The sequence below is a fragment of the Chryseomicrobium aureum genome (assembly GCF_043182735.1).
Taxonomy (GTDB): domain Bacteria; phylum Bacillota; class Bacilli; order Bacillales_A; family Planococcaceae; genus Chryseomicrobium; species Chryseomicrobium aureum.
The window spans coordinates 1,863,741-1,887,640 of the sequence record NZ_CP171117.1 but is presented as its reverse complement, the minus strand read 5'-3'; the positions used below and the strand labels follow the sequence as shown (position 1 = coordinate 1,887,640).

Below are 23,900 nucleotides of genomic sequence, written 5' to 3'. Positions count from 1 at the left end.
CTAAGATAAATGACAAAATAAGTAGATAATTGATTCAAAATTACTATATTTCAATACTAATGAAAGGATGTGAAAAGTTTGAGAACGCATCTAACAAATGAAAAAGGGTATACACTTTTAATCACATTAGGTCTTGTAATGATGCTCATGCTTTTCATGTTCTCTTTCACGCGTATTGCTGTTTCACAAAAAGTGCAGGTTGAGAAAACAGATTCAAGCATTGTAACAACGGCGCTCGCAGAAATGGGAGCAGAGTTTTATAAAGAAGAAATCATCCGTGATGTGAATCAATTGATTGCTGACACAGCTACTAAGATGGATCAAGTGAAAAAAACTTCGACAAGTTACACAGATTTAACAACTAATATGACTGCACTTGCCACCACACAAAATGCGGAGTTAGCTGCTTATTATGCCAACACTGTCTATATGGAAACTGCTTCAACACCACCATCCATTGTGGCGGGCTATACGACAATTGTAGATCAACAGACCAGAGGGTACCGGCTTATTGAGCGTTCAAATTTGAATGTAGAGGATTCCACGCTATCTTTGAAAGTGGTCGGATTTACCGAGACGGATGTCAGTGAGCCGATAGAGTTATTTATAGAGTTACCGGAACAACTAATGTGGCAAGGAGACAAGACAGAATCCTTTATCACGTCTTATACATTTGCACAATATGCCTCTTTACCAAATAATGATACGATTGTAGTAACCAACCCAATCAATACGGCAAATGGTCAAACTTATAATTTTGAAGGAGAGCATTTTTACTACTTTCAACAAGGTGGGACATTCAACCATCAACAATTCGGATCAGAGGGAAGTTTGTTAAATGTAAATGTTCTCTCCGGAGCTTCTTTATCTTTTGAAAAGCATTTCCAAGTAAAAAACTCAAATTTAATTACAACAACACTAGATTTAGAATTCAATTCAAACTCTCAAACAGAGATTGATAGTTCTCATATCATTGCCAACCGAATTATTATTACAAAAGGTTCTACCGAGGAACAAATAGTCAATCCAAATAATGATAGTCAACGTGTCGATTTTATGAATGGCTCGACCGTATGTCTGTTACCAGACCCGTCGATTTCACAAGCAGCTTATGATTTAAATGTGTCCAACCTAAAGAACGTACTTCTCTACAAAGACACTTCAACTTTTGTCTACCGGAAATCAAATGGGGCTTATTATGCGTACACCCGAACTGGTGAAAGTGCTTTATCAACTGACTATGCATCAGACCCGATTTATCAGTCAGCGTGTAATATACGCATGGCAGTAGAAGAGGAAAAAACAGTATTTGAAGCGTACGATCCAAATAATATGCGACTAGCAGATGTCATTTATCAATAAAAAAACAGTAGTTCACTTATTATAGGCTAAGTGAGCTACTGTTTTTATTTGTAATTTTTATAGGTGCCTGTCACCATTTACCAGTGGTTTCCAGATGGTGCCTGTCACCCTATATTCTAAATTTAGGCGTTCTCAGGAGTTGCTGCAACTGCAACAGTTTCTTGTTGTTGTTTCTCTAAATGCATCTCAGTCAATTTCAGAGTACGCGCAGTCGAATTCAACAAATCAAAGAACAATTCACGGTTGTCTGAGAGAGAAACTCCATAAGAAGGAACCATTTCTTTCACACGTGGTTGCCATTCTTCAATAAACTCTGGGAAACAACGTTCCAATACTTCCAACATGACATGTACAGCAGTTGAAGCTCCCGGAGAAGCTCCGAGTAAAGCAGCTACTGAGCCATCCGTTGCGCTCACAACTTCTGTTCCAAACTGAAGTGTTCCTTTGCCGCCGACCTCTGTATCTTTAATGACCTGTACACGTTGACCTGCAACGACAGTTCCCCAGTCCTCTGCTTTTGCATCTGGGATGAACTCACGTAATTCTTCTACACGTTTGTCGTGAGACAGCATGACTTGTTCAATTAAATACTTTGTTAAAGACATTTCTTTTGCGCCAGCTGCAAGCATCGTAAACACGTTATTTGGCGTAACAGACTTGATTAAATCTAAGTTTGAACCTGTCTTCAAAAATTTCGGTGAGAAGCCTGCGAATGGACCAAACAATAAAGATTTCTTGCCATCGATATAGCGTGTATCCAAGTGAGGCACAGACATTGGAGGAGCGCCGACTTTTGCTTTTCCATACACTTTCGCATGATGCTTTTCTACAATTTCAGGGTTATTACAAACTAGGAACAACCCGCTGACAGGGAATCCTCCAATGTTTTTGGATTCGTGAATACCTGATTTTTGTAAAAGGTGAAGGCTTCCGCCACCCGCCCCGATAAATACGAAGTCTGCTTGGTGGTATTCCCATTCTTTCGTCTCGTGATTCGTCACCTTTAATTCCCAGCGACGATCTTCTAAACGCGTCAAGTTGTCGACACGATGTTTGTAGTTCACTTCCACATCTTGCTGTTGTAAATAGTCAAACAACATACGTGTCAATGCACCGAAGTTTACGTCTGTTCCAGTGTCGATTTTCGTTGCAGCAATCGGCTGACCATCTGTGCGATTGTTCATGATAACTGGAATCCACTCGGCAAGTTTTTTCGGGTCTTTTGAAAATTCCATTCCTTCAAATAAAGGATTCGTTTTTAAAGCTTCGAATCGTTTATGAAGAAAATCAACATCCGCTTCACCTTGCACCATACTCATGTGTGGAATCGGCATGATAAAATCTTCTGGCTTTTTGAGTAATCCTTTTTCCACTAAGAAAGACCAAAACTGACGAGATAATTGGAACTGTTCATTTACTTTAATTGCTTTTGTAATATCAATGGAGCCATCTTTTGCTTGCGGTGTGTAGTTCAATTCGCAAAGAGCTGCATGTCCTGTACCTGCGTTGTTCCATTCGTTCGAACTTTCTATACCCGCCGCATCTAATTTTTCAAATACTTTAATGTTCCAGTGAGGGACTAATTCTTTAAGTAAAGCACCGAGTGTGGCACTCATTACGCCGGCACCGATCAAAATAACATCCATTTGTTTATCCTGACTGTTCATGATTGCGTTCCACATCCTTGAGTTTAATTAAGCGCTTTCGCCTATTAAAAAAAGCAGGTTCTCCAACTGAACGGGGAACATACTTCATGATTTATATACGTACATTCATTATTATACGCCTGTTGACTGACAAATTTCTACTATTATTTACTAAGTAGAATGCATGTAAAAATTAGGATATGATAGAGAAAATAGGACGGAGGTTCAATATGCCATACATACTTATACGTGATGATATTACAACATTGAAGGTAGATGCAGTAGTAAACGCCGCAAACAAGGAACTTCTAGAAGGTGGCGGAGTGTGTGGTGCAATCTTTGATAAGGCGGGAAGAGCAAAGTTAAAAGAAGCTTGTACTCTGCTTGCTCCCATTCAGACAGGGCAAGCAGTCGTAACACCAGGATTTGGGTTACCCGCTGCATTTATTATTCATACTGCAGGACCTAAATGGAATGGGGGATTACAAAAAGAAGAAGAACTTTTACAGAGCTGTTATGAAAACGCTTTAGAGCTAGCTTGTGATCATCAATTAAAGAGCGTTGCATTTCCGTTGATTTCGGCAGGAGTCTATGGATTTCCCAAAGAAAAAGCGTTTTTAATCGCCAAAAAAACTATTCAAGCATTTGTTGAAAAAAAGGATATTACAGTATTTCTTGTTCTCTTTGATCAAAATTCTGTCCAAGTGAGTCAACAGTTAAAACAATCGATTGAAGAATTCATTGATGAACATTCTGTGCACCGACTAGAAAAGAAATATGGGCGGGAACGCAATAAAATGCAAGTGGACGAAGCGTTTTCATTTCAAGAGCTACCAACTTTTGAATCAACGAAAAGGTCGACACTTGACGACTTCTTAGCTACTACTGATGAGACATTTTCTGATAAACTAATCCGGTTGATTGATGAGAGAGGATTATCCGATCCGTATGTCTACCGAAAGGCAAATATCGATCGACGACTTTTTTCAAAGATTCGTTCCAAACGTGAGTATCAGCCTAAAAAGTCTACCGCGCTCTCTTTAGCTATTGCTTTAGAATTGTCCCTTGAAGAGACACAAGAGCTTTTAGCAGCCGCAGGGTACTCCTTATCAAAAAGTACAAAATTTGATTTGATTATTGAATACTTTATTCGCGAGCAAAACTATGATATTTATACAATCAACGAAGTTCTCTTTTCGTATCATCAGCCACTGTTGGGAGCGTCATGATGTCGCTTTTGAAGCGACCATGAGAATGTCTTCTGTTGGTAGACTCTAGATAGATTATATCTAGAGGAGGAACTAAAAATGAAAACAGAAGTACTCTTTATTCTTGATCGCAGCGGTTCAATGAGTGGGTTAGAGAAGGATACTGTTGGCGGTTACAACAGTCTAATCACAAAGCAAAGAGAAGTTGAAGGCGATGTTCGGATTAGCACCTTACTTTTTGATCATGACCTAGAATGGGTACACGACCGGACGAGTATTCATGAAGTGCGGGTTTTGACAGAGAAAGAATATTACGTACGAGGAACGACGGCATTGCTTGATGCTATCGGTTATGGAATTCAGAAGATGATGACCATTCAAAAAAATGAAGATGTAAAGGTGTTAGTTGTAATCACAACAGACGGTATGGAAAATGCTAGTAAAGAGTATACGACGAAGTCTGTTCAACAACTCATTTCAGCTCAAACGGCATTAGGATGGGAGTTCTTGTTTTTAGGAGCGAACATCGATGCAGTTGCCACTGCTCAACAGTTTGGAATTCATCGTGACTATGCTGTCAACTACCGTGCCGATGCGAAAGGTACTGAGGTGAACTTTGCTTCAATAAATGAAGCCGTGTCTTCTGTTCGATCGGGCAAAAAGATTACGAGGGAATGGAAGAAACAAGTCGAACAAGATTTCCACCAACGAAGCTAAAAAACCAGTAGTTTCTCTGACTAAATATCAGAGAAACTACTGGTTTTTGGTTTGTCTTAATGAGTATTTTATCAGTCGGTGCCTGTCACCATTTACCAATAGTTCCCAGATGGTGCCTGTCACCATATATCAGAGTTGCATCTTCAGAACTCGGAAGCTAGGACGCCATTTCCCGGGCTATCGGAGTTTTGCCGAGACCCCGCAACAAGACAAAGTCGATGTGAGGAGGCTCGGTGAAAGTCCCCCAGGAAATGGTGTTCAAGCTGTAGAGATTTCAACTTTAGAGTAGCGTTCTACACATCTAAGATTTTGCTCCAGAAAACTTATCCACAAGAACAGTCAAAGCCCCGTCCCCTGTAACATTCGTAGCCGTACCAAAACTATCTTGCGCTAAATACAATGCAATCATAAGAGAAACCATCGTTGGGTCAAACCCAAGCATCGTTTCAAGTAGACCCGCTGCAGCCATTACAGCGCCACCTGGGACACCCGGCGCAGCAATCATCATTACGCCAAGTAACAAGATGAATGGCCCCATTTCTGACAAACTAGGTGCTCCACCAGTTAACAGGATTACTCCCATAGAACAACTTACAAGAGTGATCATACTACCTGATAAATGGATTGTTGCAAATAACGGTACAGCAAATTCCGCAATTTTTTCGTTAACCCCTGTTTTCTTAGCTGACTGCAAAGTTACTGGTATTGTCGCAGCTGATGATTGTGTACCAAGAGCAGTGAAGTAGGCAGGTAACATCGTGCGAATCAAACGCAATGGATTCTTTCCGCTCGCGATTCCTGCAGTCGTATATTGAAGTAGAAGCATTGTGATATGAAGTGCAATGATCATAATAAATACTTTCGCAAATACAGAGAGAATCGATTGGACTTGACCACCATACGTCATGTTCATGAATATTCCTAAAATATGAATCGGTAATAGTGGAATGATCACGTACGTGATTAATTTTTCAATAATACGTTGGAATTCATCCATAATTGTACGCAAGTTTGTACTGTTTGTAGCTGAAATTCCGATACCTAAGACAAATGCAAAAATTAGTGCACTCATGACACCCATAATAGGAGGGATTTCAAGTTCAAAAAAACCGCCAAGCAGTGCTTCTCCTGGATTTACTACATTTCCTGCAGTTGTGTTTTCGACGAAGCCAGGTAACAATAAACTTCCTACAGTAAACGCCAATGTTCCAGCTATGATTGTTGAAACATATGCTGTAGTTGCCGTAACACCTAAAAGTTTCCCAGCCCCTTTGCCTAGATGAGCAATTCCAGGAACGATAAACCCAATAATGATAAGTGGGATTGCAAAGCCTAAGAACCCACCAAAGAGCCCGTTAAATGTAGCGAAAAACTTCACAACGTTTTCAGGAACAAATGAACCTAGTACTACTCCTAAAACTATTGCCAGTATAATTCGAGGTAACAAACCAAACTTGATTTTCATACGCTTACGTCCTCCCTAAAAACACATTTGTTTTTTCATGGGAGTATCATATCACGGAATAGTAAAAATACTTATTTTTTGAATAAATAGAATAATAAAATCAATGAACTTCATTAGAAAGATAACATTCATTAAAATCTCTGGTACACTTGTACTACTAAACTGAAAGGAGAAAACAGATGAAATCAAAGATAATTGATTGGCCAACATTTATAGGTGCATTTTTACTTTTGATGGCAGTCACATTGCCACTCGTGTTCTTTCCTGAATCAGGTAGAGTAATTGTTGGTCTAGCAAACGAATATATGACAACAAATTTTGGAATCTTGTATCTTGCGATGGGATTAGGTGCATTCTTCTTTTTAATTTTTGTTGCATTCAGTAAAAATGGACATATTAAATTAGGAGAAGAAGGGGAAGAACCAGAATTCAATACGTTTTCCTGGGCTGCGATGTTATTTGCTGCCGGTATTGGATCAAGTATTTTATATTGGTCTGTGATTGAGTGGGTCTATTACTATCAGGGACCTCCATTTGGTTTAGAGCCAGAATCTCCAGAAGCTATCCCTTGGGCAACGGCTTATGGAATGTTCCACTGGGGACCGATCGCCTGGGCGATTTACACACTTCCTGCACTTCCAATTGCTTACTTCTATTATGTACGAAAAAAGAGTGTTCTTAAAGTAAGTGAAGCAGTACGACCAGTGTTAGGAAAGTGGGTCGACGGTCCACTTGGTAAAATCATTGATATTTTATTTATATTCGGCTTACTAGGGGGCGCAGGTACTACACTAGCTCTTGGAACGCCGATGATTGCAGAAGGGGTCAATTATTTGACTGGCATTCCTGTAAACCTTCTTACTCAAGCACTTATTATGTTGTTATGTACAATTATATTTGCTATTAGCTCAGCCTCAGGTTTGAAAAAAGGGATAAAAGTGTTAAGTGATTTAAATATCTGGTTAGCACTATTCCTACTTGCGGTTGTATTATTCTTCGGTCCTACACGTTTTATAGTGGAGACTACTTTTAATGGAGTTGGGTTAATTTTAGATAACTTCTTTAGAATGGCAACATGGGCAGAGCCATTTAGGAATTTAGGTGGATTTACTGAAAGTGGATTCCCGGAAGCGTGGACAGTGTTTTACTGGGCTTGGTGGCTTGTGTATGCTCCGTTCGTTGGATTATTTATTGCTCGTATTTCTAGAGGAAGAACAATTCGTTCAATGATTTTTGGAACAATGATCTACGGAACTCTTGGGTGTGTCCTGTTCTTTGGAATCTTTGGGAACTACGGTCTGCATTTACAACTCACGGGTCAATTTGATGTCATTAGCTTTATGGAAACCAATGGTCCTGCTGCTACGATTATTGCAGTAGTGTCACAATTGCCTTTCTCTTACTTAATGGTGTTAGTATTTACAGTGCTCTCCATTATATTCTTAGCCACAACGTTTGACTCCTCGTCGTATATACTTGCTTCTGTCGTTCAAAAATCTGTTGATGGAGAGCCTTTACTGTGGAATCGACTATTCTGGGCATTCACATTGTGTATCTTACCACTTTCACTTCTCTTCCTAGGTGGACTTGATACATTACAAACGGCCAGTATAGTAGGAGGATTCCCTCTGATTTTTATTATGTTCTTACTCGGATGGTCGTTCATGCGAGCATCTAACAGGGATATTGAAGCATCGGATGAGTATGAGTCTCCTACAATTTATTTGAAATTGCGTGCGAGAAAGAAAAAGCGCACACCTTTGGAGGCATTGAAGGATAATAACCCTACTAAAAAAGAATAGCAAATAAATCCTGTAACTGATAAATTTAGTTGCAGGATTTTTTTGCCCCCTTAAAACTCTTTTGTCCTTCGAATAATAGAGGCGTATATCTTAATTGCTATTTCATTAAAATGAAACTTTAGGACTAATTAATTGTAAGAGACAAAATGTGAAATTGAAATTGCATTTAATTTAACCTATACGTCAGACCTATTTTTGTTAAATAATGAAAGCGTTTACAAAATAATGACGCTTTCTTTACAATTTTCAGATATACTAAAAAAGTAAGTAAACAAAAATTTGAAAGGATGAACATTTTGAAGATTTTCAATCATGCAATCAGTAAGTTGATTTTGGCGTTTGCTTTAGTAGTTTCATTAGTAATACCCTACATACCTAACGCTCAAGCTGAAAGTAAATTAGAAGGTTCGATATTAGCGGATGACTTATTTTTCTCAGAATACATTGAGGGTAGCAGTAATAATAAAGCTCTTGAAATTTATAATGGGACTGGAGCAAATGTTAATTTAGATGGTTACGTTGTGGAATTATACTCGAACGGTAATGCATCTGCACAAAGCGTAGAAAATCTATCAGGGACTTTAGGAAGTGGAGATGTTTATGTTTTATATCATACTAGCGCAGTTCAAGGATTAAAGGCTCTAGGAGATAAAGTGTCAGGAACTACTAATTTTAATGGAGATGATACAGTACTTCTTAAGAAAAATGGTGAAATAATTGATTCATTCGGTCAAATTGGATTCCAACCATCAACAAGTTGGTCAGTCAATGGTGTGTCAACTGTCAATCAAACATTGGTCCGCAAATCTTCAATCACGACTGGTGATAAAGATGCGTCAAATGCGTTTGATCCATCAGTAGAGTGGGATAGTCATCCGATTGATACATTTACGTTCTTAGGTGCGCATATAATGGAAGGTGGAGAAGGTACACCGCCACCAGCTGAAACAAAAGTGGCAAATGTAACGGCTACTCCAGGTGCTGGCGCTGTTGTTACAGGTACACAAGTCACGCTTGCAACAACTACAAAAGATGCTACGATTTATTACACAGTAGATGGGTCTGACCCTTCTGACTCAAATCAAGCAACGCAAGTCTACACAATGCCTATTGAAATCAATGGAGCAACTACAATTAAAACTATTGCAAAAAAAGATGGTTTGGAAAGTAGTGCTATTCAAACGTATAGCTATACTCTGATTCAAAGCCAGACTGTAGCAGAAGTACGAGCTGCGACTTTAAAATCCTCTGTAGTTACAGAAGCAATTGTAACAACGGATATTGCGAAGTTTGGTAACAATGGCTTCTATATTCAAGATGCTACTGCAGGTATCTATGTTTATACAACTACTGATACTGGTGTGAAGCAGGGTGACCGTATTCAAATCCAAGGAACTCTTGATGCTTTCCAAAATGAATTACAAATCACGAACCCAACGATTACTAAGCTAGATACAAACAATCCATTACCAGAAGTGCAGGTTGTACCAGCTTCAGGTGTAAATGCTTCTACGCAAGGGGAACGTTTACTTCTTGAAGAAGCTGTTGTCTCAAATTTACGTGATCCTGGATTTGGAACAATCGAATTCACAGCAACTACAGAAGATGGTTCATCTGTAGTAGTGCGCAATGACAACCGAAATGGCTACACATATGAAGACTTTATTCGTCAATATTCAAATGGAGACATTTTGGACATTTACGGGATTGCAGGTACGTTCAATACAACATTCCAATTGAAAACAACAGGTGCATCAAGCTTTGAACTTTCTACAAAGCCTGCTGTATTTACAAACATTTTCCCTGGAACAGTCAATGAGGGCCAATCTATTGAACTGCTAACAGAGTGGGAAAATGCAACGATCTACTACACTTTAGATGGCTCTACGCCAACGGCAGAGAGTACAGTTTATGAAGGTCCTATCGTTCTTGAAGAAACTACTACAATCAAGGCGATTGCAGTGACATCTTCTGAAACATCAGAAGTATTCTCATTTAAATTTACTGTTTTAAAGACTGAAAATGTAACAATTGAAGAGATTCAAGGTGAAGATCACTATTCTCCATACACTGGAGCTGGTGTATCAGGAGTTACTGGAGTGATTACACATTTCTACAACTCAGCAAACTTCTTTATGCAAACTGTAGATCCTGATGATAATCCGGCAACTGCTGAGGGAATTGCGGTCAACTTACCAAATGCAGCCGCCACTTACAAAGTTGGTGATCTAATCACAGTTGGTGGAACTGTTCAAGAGCATTTCTACGAAGGGTATTCGGATAACCGTCAAACGGACCTTCCAATTACGCGTATTGGAAATTCTACAGTTTCGAAAATTGGAACTGCAGATCTACCTGAACCGGTTCGTATCGGTGTAGATCGTATGCCACCAACAAAAATTATTGATAACGATAATTTAACTTCATTTGATTCAGATGAAGACGGTATTGATTTCTGGGAGTCATTAGAAGGAATGCGCGTATCTGTTCCAAACGCACACATCGTTGGACCACAGAAATACGGTGAAGTGATTGTGGTCAATACAGAAGCAACGAATAACGAGTTGAATCTACTTGGTGGAATCAACATTTCTGCAGATGATTACAATCCAGAACGTGTCATCTTTGATAGTGACAATGAATCGTATGTTGCAAAATCAGGAGATCGTTTTGCAACAGCTCCTGTTGGTGTTGTTGGCTATGGATTTGGGAACTATAAAGTATTTACATCTGTCGAGCAATTACCAGAATTAATTGAATGTACACATCCAGATGAAACAACTTCCATTGAAGTAGCGGATGAAAAACTGACAGTTGCTACTTATAATGTAGAAAACTTCTCAGCAAACGCTTCTCAAACATCGGACGAAAAAGTTGAACGCATTGCGAAATCGTTCGTGGACAAAATGAAATCTCCAGATATTATCGGACTTGTAGAAGTACAAGATAACGATGGTTCTGTAGATTCAGGAAACCCAGATGCATCTCAGTCCTATGAGCGTTTAATTGCAGCGATTAAAGCTGCTGGTGGCCCAGAGTATTCGTACACAGATATTGCACCTGTTCACAATCAAGATGGTGGGCAACCGGGCGGAAACATTCGTGTTGGATACTTATACAATGCAGATCGTGTAGAACTAGTTCCAGGTACGAAAGGAACTTCAACCCAGGCAACGCAGTGGACAGATTCTGGCTCTTTAACATTGAATCCAGGTCGTATTTTAGATCTTCCACAACCGAACACACGTAAACCCCTTGCTGCTGAATTTATGTTCAATGGTGAGAAAGTTGTAGTGATTACAGCTCACTTAAACTCTAAGGGCGGGGACCAAGGCTTGTTTGGTAAAAATCAACCACCGGTATTGGGCTCTGAACCTGAACGTATCGAACTTGCCAAAATGATTAATAGCTTCATCCAAAAAGGGCTCGACAAAAATCCTGACCTAAACGTAGTAGTGGCAGGGGATATGAATGACTTTGAATTCACTCCAGCACTTGCAGCACTTAAAGGTGATATTTTAGTCAACATGATTGAACAAGTACCGGTAGAAGACCGTTTCACGTACTACTACCAAGGAAACAATCAAGTTCTTGATCACATCCTAGTAACGAAAAACTTACTTGAAAAAACAGTCGTTGATATTTTGCATATCAATGCAAATAAAATGGAAGAGCATGGACGAGCTTCTGACCATGACCCAGTTCTTATTCAAGTAGACTTTACGAAGGAAGTAATCCCACCGGTTCCACCACTAGTTTATGATCGCTACCTTCGTTATGAAAATACGAAGACAGGTAAGCTTGTGGTCGCTACTCCGAACACACATGTGACTATCGGAGAAAATGTGCGTATTAATAACGGGATTGAAGTCAAATCGCAGGTTGCAGGTATTACAGGAAGTGGGCTAGAGGATCGTACAGTTCTATTGAATCCTAACAAATCAAATGCTCAATATGATTTAGAAGGAACCGTTATTAAAGAAATCGTGATTTCAGGTAAAGAAAAAATTGAGTTAAGAAATGCATTTAATGTTGGAAAGATTTCATATACTAAAGGTGCTTCGGAACAGAACATCACCTTTATTGATACGATGAATACGCCAGCTCAACCAGAAGAACCTGAACAACCAACAGATCCAGTTGACCCAGTCGATCCAGTCGATCCAGTCGATCCAGTGAGCTACGATTCGGTTGATGGGTATTACACGGGGCTTGAAAATCTAACAGGTGAAGCGCTGAAAGACGCGCTTCACGACATTATTGACGAGCAAATCGTATTATCGTATTCCCAAGTCTGGACAGCTTTAAAATATACAGACGAGGATCCAAACAACACAAACAACGTTTCTTTATTCTATTCTGGCGTTTCACGTTCAAAAGACCGTAATGGAGGAAATGTTGGTGACTGGAATCGTGAACACGTCTGGGCAAAGTCTCATGGTAACTTTGGGACTAGCAATGGTCCTGGAACAGATATCCATCACTTACGTGCAACTGATGTTCAAGTAAACAGTTCACGTGGAAATCTTGACTTTGATTGGGGCGGTACTGCTGTTACTAACTGTCCAGATTGTAAGCGAGATGGCGATTCATTCGAGCCACCTACACGAGTAAAAGGGGATGTGGCGCGTATGTTATTCTACATGGCGACTCGCTATGATGAAACAGATCGTGTGGACTTAGAACTTAATGAAAAAGTAAATAATGGTTCAGCTCCATACCATGGGAAGCTTTCTGTTTTACTTGAGTGGCACAAACTTGATCCAGTAGATGCTGTTGAGATCGAACGCAACAATCGTATATTTGAAGCACAAGAAAATCGCAATCCGTTCATCGATAACCCCCAGTGGGCAGAGATGGTATTTGGATTAAATTAATTTCTATTCTTGTGAAACTATTTTAATTCTAAAACGTACTACTTAGTGCCAACCATTGTCTGGCATAGAAAAGAGCGCTGTCCAACCAGCGCTCTTTTTGTATGCATTTAGTTAAGGCAGCTTTTAGTGCTTTAGAGCGGGCGTCTACCGTATTCCCGGTCCGCATAAAGCAAATGCTTTCCATTGTTAACATCATCATAATATTGTTTTCGTTCACTTTCCTCAAAACTCATGCGATTAAAATGTTCATTTGACTCATCGTCTCCGGTAACAAATTCTTTGAATTTCTCCCATAGACCTTCTTTTTCATGGCCTTCATGTTCATTGTGGCCTCTATAAATATTCATCCGGTCCTCACGTTTTGACATAACATACATGTCTTCATCCGTATATCCCTCTGCACGTAATCTGTCCATTTCAGTTTGAAGGTCTTGCTCATTGTCAAACGTTCTGTAATAACGATTTTCCATAAATGAATTGCCTCCTTATTTGTTTGAAATGTAAAACTGTGCTGCCACTCCTACAGTTCCACTGCTAGTCAAAAAGTAAACTTATAGTCCGAAAAAAGGGAGTATATTCCTAAGTTCTTGCATGAGGTAAAGATGTACTGGTAGACTAGACAAATCAAAACCGATTAAGGAAGTGGTTAAATGTTGGATGCTGTGATTATCTTTATCGCACAGCTGATCTATGTTCCAATACTTACATTACGAACTATCATGATGGTTAAAGGGATGAAAGCAAAGGCTGCTAGCTTCGGAATATTAGAAGGAATTATTTATGTTGTAGCTCTGGGAATCGTGTTTAGTGATCTCTCGAACTATATGAATATGGTGTCTTATGCCTTAGGATTCGGAATAGGAATTTATTTGGGCCAAATTCTTGAGCAACGACTTGCAATAGGATTTGTTTCCTTGGAAGTAAATGTGATGAACAAGAATGAAGAAATGATTGATCGACTTCGCAGTGAAGGGTTTAGTGTATCTACATCTGAAGTGGAGGGCATGAATGAGGCAAGGCGCTACCGCTTAGACTGCACAGCTCGACGTGACAGAGAACAAGAGTTTATTCGTATTGTCAGCGATTATGAACCCAATGCATTTATTGTCTCTTATGAGCCGCGTAATTTTAAAGGTGGCTATATCACAAAGTCAATGAAGCGGAATCGAAAGCTTGCCAAAGAGAAACAACAGGGAGGTACACAATGAAAAGCATTATTTTTGATTTAGACGGTACGCTGTGGGATTCTCGTCAGACGATCGCAGAAGCCTGGACGGAAGCCATCCAACACCATATCCCAGACCATTCTGGATTTACGAAAGAAGACATCGGGAATTTAATGGGCTTGCAAATACCTGTCATAGCGGAGAGACTCTTTCCAGATGAACCACTTGAGCGCCGCAAAGAATTAATGGATGCTTGTGCAGTTGTCGATCAGAAATTGATTCGACAAAAGGGTGGAAAACTATTTGAGGATTTAGAAGCAACTTTAAAACTACTAGCTGAACAATATGACCTCTATATTGTCTCGAACTGTGAAGACGGCTATATTGAAGCATTTTACGAAGCACATGGCTTAGAATCTTATTTTAAAGACTATGAAAATCCTGGTCGAACAGGCTTGTCTAAAGGGGAAAATATACTCCTCGTAATGGAACGGAATTCAATTGATCAAGCAGTTTATGTAGGAGATACACAAGGTGATCTCGACGCAGCTCGCCACGCAGGAATTCCATTTATCTTTGCAAGTTACGGGTTTGGAACACCTGAAGACTATGATGAAAAGATAACTACGTTTAAAGAACTAGTTAAATTGATGGACACTTAATGAAACCATTTCATTTATCAACCGTATAGTTAGTCATCATACTTAAAGGAGCGAACATTATGAGTAATTTACGCGTTGCAAAGATCATTGCATTGATTTATCAAGTAATTTTAGCGATTCCTATTCTTGGAGGAACGATAGTAGTTTCAACAGGGTATAGTGCTCTTGTACTTGGTTTTGTCATTCACGCTGTTGTATTAGTTTTAGCGCTTAAAAACAATGGAGCAAAACTTGGGGCGATATTTGGAATGGTCACGAGCGTAATCGCTTGGATTCCATTCGTTGGATGGGCATTCCATACAATCACTGCTGTGATTTATGCGCTTGAAGTTTTAACAAGAAAAGAATAATTAGAAAAAGCCGCCAGCGCTGGCGGCTTTTTTTATTGAGTTTATTTCTTACCTTTAGAAGATTTATCAATAGTGACCTTAAACTCAGTTTCGTTCCCAGCCAAATCAATTGCTTTAACGGTTGCAGTTGTAGATGCACCTGTTAATGGAACGGATAAAGTTGTAGTACGAGAGAAAGGAGTCATGCCATAAGGCTCTGATTGAGCATTGTAATAAATCTCACTATCATTGAGATATAAACGAATTTCATCAAAATTGTCTTTGACCGTTACTGGTAACTCGAAACTTGTTGCATTAGAAGCAGCTACAAACTTCTTCGTTTTTGTAGAAATTGTAGCAGGAGTCGTGTCAACGAAAATTTGTCGTTGAACAGAAGTTTCATTACCTTCATCATCTAAAGCTTCTACCCGTAGAACATGTACACCGTCTTTAAACGATAGAGGCGCTGAATAATTCAGACCATCAAAACTCGCAATTTGACCGTTTACCTTGACGGACACTACTTTAGAGTTGTCTGTTACTTGACCTGTTACCACAACATTTTTTTGACTGCTTACGGAGAAGAAACCAGGTGATTTAATTGATACAACCGGTGCATCATAACTAGATTTCCATGTCTCATCTTGCGTTGAATCTGGTTCTACCGGTGTGGATGGAGTTGTAGAATCACTGTTGTCTACTGATTCGCCAACAATTTGACTTGAACTTGAATTACCAGCAACATCCCAAACCACTAGTTGTACTGATGAACCTTCAAATTCATTCATATCAATTGTTTCAATAGTAGAATAGATTGTTTTTGCCACTTTACCATCAACCACTACTTCTAGTCGATCAAAGCCAGAACCTTCTTCTCGAATATCGAGATTTACTAATTGCGTATCACCGTCATAATCTGTGTATAATTCTGGAGATGTTGTATCCAAGTAAAGATTATATTCTTTAACTTGCCACTGAGCATCCTTAAAATCTACTTTTGCTTTCAACTGAATTTTGTATTGACCATCTTGTGCAATAGTTCCATTCAGTTTGCCATCCCACGAGTATCCCGAATTAAATACATAAGGATTTGACGCGATATAATTCTTTCTTAAATCATAATCGTTGCGTAGCGTTCTTACTACTTGACCCGTAGCGTCCACCACATTTACTTGGAATTCCTTTGCATTTCTCATTAACGACAAAATCGGCTGTACTGTATCTTGTTGCCCATCCCCATTTGGAGAGAAAGCAAATGAGTTAGGATCTACACTATCATCTGCTGATGACTTACCTAATAAAGGTGATAAACCATTCGCAGTTGGCGTATAAAGGCCTTGGAAGCCCCAGAACGTGTCTTCTTCTTCCCATAAGTCATTATCGAAGATAGGTGCATCATCCCATGACCCGTTAAATCCGAAGAATGGAACTACAAGAGGCTGTAGGACTTCATCTTCTTCAGTTGGGGTTGCATCTGTAAGTGTTACAAATCCATCAATAAAATAGCCATTTGTGAAGTAATCTTTTAACCATTGGGAGTAGGAAGCGTCAACAACAAATTTCAGTTCCTTCGACTCTTTTCCTTTTAGTGTAATTGAATTTTCGAAGTTTGCTTTATACTCGTAAGAATCTTCTTCAGAGGTTTCAGTTCCTTCTGTAAATACATAAGAGCCGTAATTAGAGTCATTTGAAATAGTTACAAATTTACCGCCGCCAACGTTTACTGGTGCATCAGATTGCAGCTGTAATCCCACGTTATATGTTTTTTCAGTTTTTCCAAAGTTTTCTACATTCAAAGTGAATTCAAATTTGCCATTTTCAATTTCTTTTAAAGCAACCTTTGCTTCACCTGTTTCTTTATTAGTTACTAGCACATCTGTTTCTAAAGCATTCGCTAGTTGCATAATCCCAGCACCTTGGCGACGAGGCGAAACATATTCACCTGGAGTCAATTCAATAGGCTTTGCTGTGTTCATCAACAAGTTTTTAGCAAGTAATGAACGTTTTGCACCTTTTGCTTTAAATTCGCGATCAACTCTCTCCAATACTAAGGCCGAACCACCTGCTACATGAGGAGCAGCCATAGAAGTACCTGACATTAAACCATACGTATCGTTATTTAATGTAGAATAAATATTTCCACCAGGAGCAGTGATTTCTGGTTTGAAGTCTAAGTTTGGTGTAGGCCCCCATGATGTAAATGAACTCATTTTACCTGCTTCTGGGTTAGCAGTGTTAACGATTCTACCATCAAAAGTTACAGATACTTTATTACCAGCAGTCAGTTCATTTTTCATCGCCAATCCATCTGTTTGTAGAGCAGACATATACGGAATTGTGATAGAAGGGTCTGACGCCATGTTAATTGTACCGGCAGCATTATTGTAAACAATTACACCTGCTGCTCCGGCGTTCAGTGCATTCAAACCTTTTTCAACAAATGAAATTTGACCACGTGATACAAGTGCATATTTGCCTGAGAGGTCTTTTCCATTGAAATCCTCAGGCAAACCGAAACCAGCATCAACTAATTCAAACTCAGTATCTGCTTTAGGTTCTACATCGTTTGCCAATAAATAAAGTGCCTCTCCAGCATCCGCACCATTCACCTGATAACTAAAACCTTTAGCAGCTAGAACTGAATTCTCAAACGAAGCTACTCCGAACGAATCTTTCGAAACGGAAGGAGATCCAGTTAGTCCATAATCTTGGTTCTCAGTAGAAGGATACCAAGTTCCTGAACCAAACATGTCCGAATTTCCAGCAGAAATCGATACAATCATTCCGTTCTTTTGAGCACGAGAAACTGCCTGTTGCTCTGGACTATCGCCATTTTGGTATCCAGCAGTAGATCCAAGTGACATATTTATTACATCTGCACCTAACTTTATTGCATCATCAATTGCTTTTACATAAATATCACCGAATGTTGAAGGAAATTCAGGATCGTTACCAAATACTTTTAAAGCGAGAATCTGGGATTCTGGTGCAACGCCTTTAATTCCTCCATTGGATTCATCACCATTTGCTCCGACTGTTCCAGAAACGTGTTGTCCATGCATACTTGCTCCAGGGCCTAGGTCGCGAACTTCTGTATTATCATCCATATAGTTATAGCCAAATGGAATTTTATCACTGAAGTATTTTCCAGCTTCAATTTTTCCCTGGCGAACTAACTTTGAAATCTCCTTAGATTCTAATTCTTCATTCGTATCTTCTGAGAGAACAAAGTCTCTATGTGAAGGGTCAATTCCTGAGTCAATAACACCAATGACCATACCTTCACCTTTAAAGTTGTACTGTTCCCATGCCAGCTGTGCTTGAACGAGCTCTTTAGAACTTGTCATTTCCGGCGTTTCAACAGGACGTGTATATTCAAGGGCTTCATAAACTGCTTTGACACCTTCAACATCTGCTAAGTTTTCTAATTCTTTAGCTGTAACTTCAGCAGAGAAGCCATTGAAAGCGGTTGTAAATTCTTGTTTAAACTGAATTCCTTTTACTTTCTTCTTAGCATTTTCTTTAACTTTATTTTGTTTACCTTTAATTTTAGTTTCTATGGCAGTTTGTTCAGTTTCCGACAGGTCTTTGTATCGTTTACCTAATTTAGTGGCCTCTTCAATTCCAGGAGCTTCCTCCATTTCTACAATTACTCGAACAACTTCATTTTCATCTTGTGGTACTTGAAGAAGCAAATTCGTAGGCAATTGAGGCTTTTGTTGAGAAAAGCTTGAAATGTGTTTAGATAGTTCAGTGGAAGCTTGTGAAGAAGGAGCTCCGAATGAAGCTGTGCTTAATGCTAATGCTGTAGCCATAGCGATAACGATAGTTTTTTTCTGATTCACTAAATTTCCCCCTGTTAGTAGTTTGAATTGCGTAACAATTAAAAATTTACCATGAACTAACTATAATTTATCATTACATAAGTGTTACAAATATTAAGAATAAATTAAATTTTTCAATCTTAATTCAGATAGCTTATTGACAAAAAAATCACCTGCGAAGAAAGTATAATGAAATTAAACAATTTTTTATTTATCTTGATTCGAAAGGTGGAGATGTAATTTATAAGAGAATTAAAAAACTTGGCATTTAGCCAAGTTTTATACGTTATTTATTCTTATTGTAGAGCCTGAAACCAATCCCTGGACCTTCTTTGATTTCATAAAGTGCATAATCGGCTTCTTTTAAAAGTTGATTTTTATTTTTAGCGGTCCCTGGAAAGTGGGAGCAGCCAATTCCTACACTTATTGAAATTTCTTTTCCTCGATAATAAAAGGGCTGTTCAAATTGAGAGAGAATACGAGATGCCAAATTATTGATTATATCTAACTCTTTTATATGAGGCACAATAATTGCAAATTCATCGCCTCCGAAGCGTGCAACCATATCTTGATCTCGAACAACTTGTTCCAGTCGATGTGCGGTTTCACGAATAATAGCATCTCCCGTGTCATGGCCAAATTCATCATTGATGCGCTTGAATTTGTATCCATCTAGTAAGAACACGGCAACATACTCTCCGGTTTGGCCAGCTTGTTCAAGTAAATAGTCAAGACGGTCATCAAAAGCGCGACGATTCGGGAGGCCGGAAAGATGATCGATAAACGCCATTCGTTGCAACTCATCTTGAATAGTTGTTTCAACTGTTGCGTCACGCACTAACACATACCAGCCTTGGCGAGTGGTTGCAATAAGAATAGGTATAAATTTCACTTTGATGTAGTGCCGCTCGATTTGATTCCGTAGTGTAATCCAGAGCTCATGTTGTGAATTTTTCATAGGTTTTGGAACAGTAGTGAACCATTCTGAAAAAAAGTTTGTTGTAAACCAGTCAGATAGGTAAGTGGATTGTATTTCATCTGATGTTCCCTTTAAAAAGCGTTTTGCTTCAGGATTACATTTCACGATTTTTCCATTATCATCTACTTGGAAGATCGCTTCATTATTGTATTCGATCAACGATTCCAATCGCAGTCTTTCTTCTTCTAGTTCTTTTTGGGCTAATTTTAAATTCTGCAATGCTTGCTCATGGCTTGTGATGTCACGTACAATTGCAAGAATAAAGTGAAGGTTGTGCTCTTTCATATAAACAGGGGTGAGCAAGCTCTCACCAATGATTTGTTGTCCCCTATGTTCGATAGGTGCAGTGAAAAGGACTTTCTCTTGAGTGATCCTTGCTTGTTCATAATAAGAAAACAGGCGTTTGTAAGCACTTTCAGAAACAACATCATGTAAGTAGACCGGGTTAGACAAATCAGGCAAATTCACTGTATCTTTAGCCGCTCTATTTGCATAAATGTATTCATAGTCTTTGCCAGTGAACCGCATCACAAACACTAAGTCATCTATTTGATCAAATGTTTGGGTCATGAGCGATAAAAAATCAGACTCAAGCTCATGGAAAATTCGATGGATTCGCACTGCCTCACCTCCGACTCTAGTTAAAGTCTATTATGCCATAGAAAGAAACTAGGAATGTAACTTTTTGATAAGTATAATAAGAGTGATTCAAAATACTAATCAGATAGGATAGATTTTGTGAAAATTTCTAAGCGTACCAAGATTTCTCTACTAGTAGTTCTTTTATTACTTGCAGCTATTTCCGTGACTATTCCTTTCTTATTTATTTTTTTCACAGTACCAATCTCGCTCGTGGCAGTAGGTTATTTTACAACGAAGAAAGTATTACCTAAATTACCAGGGGGCATGTTGTCTATTTTAATCAGTGTTCTTGCTGGTGGTGTCAGTGTTTTTCTAAGTGCGATTGTTTTGTATACGATTGTTGAGATGGGATACAATGGAAAGAGTAATGAAGAACTTGATCGACTAGATGTTTTAACGTCGGCAGGTGAAACAGCGCGAAATGTAACTGTATTTTTAGCCTTTTTATTTAGTTATCTAAATTTCATCAAATACCTTGATGCGAAGAGAGAAAAGAAGGTAAAGGAAAAGCAACAGAAGAAATGAGGAGTAATTTGCAGAAGACATACTGGTGGGCTGTTGTAATCATTTATATGAGTGGTATTTTTTATTTTTCCCACCAACCAGCTAATGTATCAAATGAGTTAAGTACAGGCATTACACAAATGATTATAGAAACAATTCAAAGTCTGACACATCAAGATTTGTATTCTATGGAAACAATTAATTATCTGCTAAGAAAGTCAACACACTTTGTAGCATACTTTGGACTCGCTCTTATTTTATGGCTAGCGCTTGATCGTTCTAAAAAAAGATATTTGTACGCATGGGGATTTGCTACTCTATATGCAGTGACGGATGAGTTTCATCAGCTATTTGTAGATGGACGAGGAGGACAAGCGAAGGACGTAGCAATCGATAGCTTAGGAGCCGCTACAGCTATGCTACTGCTGTATTCAGCAAATAAATTGGTCCGGAAATTCAAATCTCCGGACCGAATAAAGCATTAATTTGTTTGAATCGAAAGCAATCGAGCGCTTTCTAAACGTTTACGAACAGCAATACCTCCTATTGCTGCAAGTACTGCTTTTACTATACCTAGTGGAATAAATGGTGTAACTCCGCCTGCAATGGCTGCTGTCCAAGTTAAGTCTGCAGCAACCTTGAGCCATGCTGTTCCGAAGGCTAACGTGACAATCATCCCAATTAGGTTGGCAATGATTGCTTGTTTTACGGAAAAACTTGTTTTCTCAAGATACCAGCCAATTATAAATGCTGTTGGTAAAAATCCAACTAAATAGCCACCAGTTGGACCTACAAGAGAACCTAAGCCGCCAATCATCCCTGCGAATACTGGCGCGCCGACTGCTCCAAGCAATAAATAGATTCCTACGGATAAAGTTCCGTAGCGGCTTCCTAAGATTGTTGCTGCTAGTCCAATTGCTAACGTCTGGCCTGTAATTGGGACAGGTGAGAACGGAAGCGGAATTGAAATCTGTGCGAATACCGCAATGATTGCTGCAAATAATGCACTAACAATCATCATCTTTAACTGTTCATTTCTCATGTTGCTCATCCACCTTTATGTAAAATGAGTTAACCTATTATTTATTTAGGTTAACACATATTAAGAGTACTGAGATTTTACGCTGGAGTCAAGTAAGTTTTTAAAAGTTAGGGGGAAGAAGATGAGACCATTTGCAAGTAGTGTCTTGTATACAATACTAGTTCTCTTTTTGGCAGGGTGTGTCGTAATTCCTCTTGAATTTGATTTGTCCGAAACCGAAAAGGTGAAAATTGTTCTCCCATCAAGTGTGGAGCCTGTCGATCTTTCCACGTACGAACAATCGCTGCTTGATAAAGTAAACGCAGCACGAGCAGAAGTTGGTGTGGAGCCTCTACTCTATGATCCGAGTGTAGCAAAAGTGGCGCAGCTTAAAGCACAGGATTTGCTTACCTCGAATTATTTTGATCATGTATCGCCCACTTATGGAGGACCAAGCGATATGCTGACCCAATTCGGAATTAAGTGGCGTGCGTCTGGGGAAAACATTGCGGCGGGGCAACGTTCAGTAGAGGAAGTACATGAAGGATGGATGAACAGTCCAGGCCATTATGAAAACATCGTCAGTCCTTTATTCACTCATATCGGGTTTGGATTTACAGAAGGCGGCGGAGACTACGGAACCTATTGGGTGCAGATGTTTACCGCCTACTAACCGGGCGTTTATTTCCTTTAGAGAAGGGAATACTTTTACTAATTCGAGTAAAGGGAGTGTTGGATGATGGACGCAAAACAAACGGCATTACGAATTTTAGAGGAAAGTCGCTTAGGCACAATGGCAACGGTTAGTGAAGGAAAGCCACATAGTCGCTATATGACTTTTTTTAATGAAGAATTTACATTGTATACACCTACAAGTAAAGGTTCTGAAAAAGTAGATGAGCTTGAATCTAATCCTTATACACATATTTTAATCGGTTATGATGGGGAAGGTTTTGGAGATGCGTATTTGGAGATTTTAGGGCGCGTTTCGATATCTGAAGATGATAGTTTGAAAGAGAAAATTTGGAATGACCGGATGAAAGCTTGGTTTGACGGACCGAATGATCCAAATCTCGTGATTTTAAAGGTTACTCCTGAGTCTGCACGTTTAATGAATAAAAAAGGCGAAAAGCCGCAAGACCTTTCGCTTTAAAAATTTATTTGTTTTTCATAATCAATACCATGAGCTTAGCGCTTGTGGTATTTTTTGTCTATTACTTGTCACTTTTATGTGCGTTTTAAGCAGTTGAGTTCCGTTGCGGGACTGCTTTCCGAGGGCGCGTCGTGAGCCTCCTCGGCCCAAGATCACGCCTGTGGGGTCTCACGTTCCGCTTTTGATCCCTTCGGAGTCAGCCCCTCCACTCCACTCAACTTTAATCACATCAAGAATGTTGCCTAATGAACACATGCTCAGTTTGATTTTAAAGCTTTTATCGAAACTCGAATAGTTTTCATAGTACTCGCTGTCCTCAACTATGTTTGTTAAGATGCTGAATCGAGCCTTGCATTAGCACAGCTCGTTTGATACTAAGTTAGAAAGAGCAAGATAGTCTAGTTTTGTAAACAGCTAGAGGCGGAGCCGACTCAGCGAAATATGGAAGGAACAACTTCCTGCAAGAAAGCACTTCAATTAGACGGATTCAGCTGGAGAAGATTGTGTAAGGGGAAACTAAGAAGAATCGCGCTGGGGCCGCTC

The 23,900-nt window shown here is 39.2% G+C and carries 18 protein-coding genes; 12 read left to right on the top strand and 6 right to left on the bottom strand.

What is annotated here, in order from left to right:
- The first annotated feature begins 78 nt into the window (after window positions 1-78).
- A complete protein-coding gene (locus ACF3OH_RS09875; RefSeq protein WP_392454377.1) occupies window positions 79-1,362 on the top strand; it encodes a hypothetical protein in 1,284 nt (427 codons plus the stop codon).
- Between the two features lie 122 nt (window positions 1,363-1,484).
- Here ACF3OH_RS09875 and ACF3OH_RS09870 read toward each other — a convergent pair whose 3' ends face one another.
- A complete protein-coding gene (locus ACF3OH_RS09870; protein WP_204590556.1) occupies window positions 1,485-3,029 on the bottom strand; it encodes a malate:quinone oxidoreductase in 1,545 nt (514 codons plus the stop codon).
- A gap of 209 nt (window positions 3,030-3,238) precedes the next feature.
- Between ACF3OH_RS09870 and ACF3OH_RS09865 the strand changes: the two genes are divergently transcribed.
- Together ACF3OH_RS09865 and ACF3OH_RS09860 are read left to right on the top strand one after the other, a co-directional pair.
- Window positions 3,239-4,237, top strand: a complete 999-nt coding sequence (locus tag ACF3OH_RS09865; protein ID WP_392454375.1) for a macro domain-containing protein — start codon at window positions 3,239-3,241, stop codon at window positions 4,235-4,237.
- A gap of 78 nt (window positions 4,238-4,315) precedes the next feature.
- The gene (locus ACF3OH_RS09860) at window positions 4,316-4,933 is read left to right on the top strand and encodes a hypothetical protein (protein ID WP_392454373.1); all 618 of its coding nucleotides are present in this window, start codon (window positions 4,316-4,318) and stop codon (window positions 4,931-4,933) included.
- A 301-nt stretch (window positions 4,934-5,234) separates the two neighbouring features.
- Here the strand turns inward: ACF3OH_RS09860 and ACF3OH_RS09855 are convergent, their stop codons facing one another.
- Window positions 5,235-6,398 carry a dicarboxylate/amino acid:cation symporter gene (locus ACF3OH_RS09855; protein ID WP_392454371.1) on the bottom strand — a complete coding sequence of 388 codons (1,164 nt, stop codon included), beginning with the start codon at window positions 6,396-6,398 and terminating at the stop codon, window positions 5,235-5,237.
- A gap of 179 nt (window positions 6,399-6,577) precedes the next feature.
- Here ACF3OH_RS09855 and ACF3OH_RS09850 point away from each other — a divergent pair, with 179 nt between their 5' ends.
- Window positions 6,578-8,200: a BCCT family transporter gene (locus ACF3OH_RS09850; RefSeq protein ID WP_392454369.1), complete on the top strand. Its 1,623-nt coding sequence runs from the start codon at window positions 6,578-6,580 to the stop codon at window positions 8,198-8,200.
- A 296-nt stretch (window positions 8,201-8,496) separates the two neighbouring features.
- The gene (locus tag ACF3OH_RS09845) at window positions 8,497-13,077 is read left to right on the top strand and encodes an endonuclease (protein WP_392454367.1); all 4,581 of its coding nucleotides are present in this window, start codon (window positions 8,497-8,499) and stop codon (window positions 13,075-13,077) included.
- Window positions 13,078-13,208: 131 nt separating this feature from the next.
- Here ACF3OH_RS09845 and ACF3OH_RS09840 read toward each other — a convergent pair whose 3' ends face one another.
- Complete coding sequence (locus tag ACF3OH_RS09840) at window positions 13,209-13,547, bottom strand: general stress protein (protein ID WP_392454365.1); 339 nt, start codon at window positions 13,545-13,547, stop codon at window positions 13,209-13,211.
- Between the two features lie 180 nt (window positions 13,548-13,727).
- On the opposite strand from ACF3OH_RS09840, the gene ACF3OH_RS09835 reads away from it, so the two are divergent.
- Genes ACF3OH_RS09835 through ACF3OH_RS09825 form a run of 3 tightly spaced genes read left to right on the top strand, consistent with a single transcriptional unit; the run spans window position 13,728 to window position 15,255 of the window.
- Window positions 13,728-14,285 (top strand): DUF2179 domain-containing protein, encoded by a 558-nt coding sequence (locus ACF3OH_RS09835; protein WP_392454363.1) that lies wholly within the window; start codon window positions 13,728-13,730, stop codon window positions 14,283-14,285.
- The gene (locus ACF3OH_RS09830; RefSeq protein WP_392454362.1) at window positions 14,282-14,905 is read left to right on the top strand and encodes an HAD family hydrolase; all 624 of its coding nucleotides are present in this window, start codon (window positions 14,282-14,284) and stop codon (window positions 14,903-14,905) included. The genes ACF3OH_RS09835 and ACF3OH_RS09830 overlap by 4 nt, the downstream gene beginning before the upstream one ends.
- Before the next feature lie 59 nt (window positions 14,906-14,964).
- Window positions 14,965-15,255 (top strand): hypothetical protein, encoded by a 291-nt coding sequence (locus ACF3OH_RS09825; protein WP_392454360.1) that lies wholly within the window; start codon window positions 14,965-14,967, stop codon window positions 15,253-15,255.
- A 41-nt stretch (window positions 15,256-15,296) separates the two neighbouring features.
- Here ACF3OH_RS09825 and ACF3OH_RS09820 read toward each other — a convergent pair whose 3' ends face one another.
- A complete protein-coding gene (locus tag ACF3OH_RS09820) occupies window positions 15,297-19,079 on the bottom strand; it encodes a S8 family serine peptidase (RefSeq protein WP_392454358.1) in 3,783 nt (1,260 codons plus the stop codon).
- 265 nt (window positions 19,080-19,344) lie between these two features.
- On the bottom strand, window positions 19,345-20,658 hold the full coding sequence (locus ACF3OH_RS09815) for a diguanylate cyclase domain-containing protein (RefSeq protein WP_392454356.1): 1,314 nt from the start codon (window positions 20,656-20,658) through the stop codon (window positions 19,345-19,347).
- A 117-nt stretch (window positions 20,659-20,775) separates the two neighbouring features.
- On the opposite strand from ACF3OH_RS09815, the gene ACF3OH_RS09810 reads away from it, so the two are divergent.
- Together ACF3OH_RS09810 and ACF3OH_RS09805 are read left to right on the top strand one after the other, a co-directional pair.
- Complete coding sequence (locus ACF3OH_RS09810) at window positions 20,776-21,204, top strand: hypothetical protein (RefSeq protein WP_392454354.1); 429 nt, start codon at window positions 20,776-20,778, stop codon at window positions 21,202-21,204.
- 8 nt (window positions 21,205-21,212) lie between these two features.
- Complete coding sequence (locus ACF3OH_RS09805) at window positions 21,213-21,668, top strand: VanZ family protein (protein ID WP_392454352.1); 456 nt, start codon at window positions 21,213-21,215, stop codon at window positions 21,666-21,668.
- Here the strand turns inward: ACF3OH_RS09805 and ACF3OH_RS09800 are convergent.
- On the bottom strand, window positions 21,665-22,225 hold the full coding sequence (locus ACF3OH_RS09800; RefSeq protein ID WP_392454350.1) for a biotin transporter BioY: 561 nt from the start codon (window positions 22,223-22,225) through the stop codon (window positions 21,665-21,667). The genes ACF3OH_RS09805 and ACF3OH_RS09800 overlap by 4 nt on opposite strands.
- Before the next feature lie 121 nt (window positions 22,226-22,346).
- Here ACF3OH_RS09800 and ACF3OH_RS09795 point away from each other — a divergent pair, with 121 nt between their 5' ends.
- Window positions 22,347-22,877 (top strand): CAP domain-containing protein, encoded by a 531-nt coding sequence (locus tag ACF3OH_RS09795; RefSeq protein ID WP_392454349.1) that lies wholly within the window; start codon window positions 22,347-22,349, stop codon window positions 22,875-22,877.
- A 66-nt stretch (window positions 22,878-22,943) separates the two neighbouring features.
- Window positions 22,944-23,357, top strand: a complete 414-nt coding sequence (locus ACF3OH_RS09790) for a pyridoxamine 5'-phosphate oxidase family protein (RefSeq protein ID WP_392454347.1) — start codon at window positions 22,944-22,946, stop codon at window positions 23,355-23,357.
- Window positions 23,358-23,900 lie beyond the last annotated feature (543 nt).

Bases quoted from the DNA above. Each gene is read 5' to 3' on its own strand.
- ACF3OH_RS09800 (WP_392454350.1), bottom strand. From the start codon at position 22,225: ATGAGAAATGAACAGTTAAAGATGATGATTGTTAGTGCATTATTTGCA.
- ACF3OH_RS09870 (WP_204590556.1), bottom strand. From the start codon at position 3,029: ATGAACAGTCAGGATAAACAAATGGATGTTATTTTGATCGGTGCCGGC.
- ACF3OH_RS09790 (WP_392454347.1), top strand. From the start codon at position 22,944: ATGGACGCAAAACAAACGGCATTACGAATTTTAGAGGAAAGTCGCTTA.
- ACF3OH_RS09855 (WP_392454371.1), bottom strand. From the start codon at position 6,398: ATGAAAATCAAGTTTGGTTTGTTACCTCGAATTATACTGGCAATAGTT.
- ACF3OH_RS09825 (WP_392454360.1), top strand. From the start codon at position 14,965: ATGAGTAATTTACGCGTTGCAAAGATCATTGCATTGATTTATCAAGTA.
- ACF3OH_RS09830 (WP_392454362.1), top strand. From the start codon at position 14,282: ATGAAAAGCATTATTTTTGATTTAGACGGTACGCTGTGGGATTCTCGT.
- ACF3OH_RS09850 (WP_392454369.1), top strand. From the start codon at position 6,578: ATGAAATCAAAGATAATTGATTGGCCAACATTTATAGGTGCATTTTTA.
- ACF3OH_RS09865 (WP_392454375.1), top strand. From the start codon at position 3,239: ATGCCATACATACTTATACGTGATGATATTACAACATTGAAGGTAGAT.
- ACF3OH_RS09835 (WP_392454363.1), top strand. From the start codon at position 13,728: ATGTTGGATGCTGTGATTATCTTTATCGCACAGCTGATCTATGTTCCA.
- ACF3OH_RS09840 (WP_392454365.1), bottom strand. From the start codon at position 13,547: ATGGAAAATCGTTATTACAGAACGTTTGACAATGAGCAAGACCTTCAA.
- ACF3OH_RS09795 (WP_392454349.1), top strand. From the start codon at position 22,347: ATGAGACCATTTGCAAGTAGTGTCTTGTATACAATACTAGTTCTCTTT.
- ACF3OH_RS09860 (WP_392454373.1), top strand. From the start codon at position 4,316: ATGAAAACAGAAGTACTCTTTATTCTTGATCGCAGCGGTTCAATGAGT.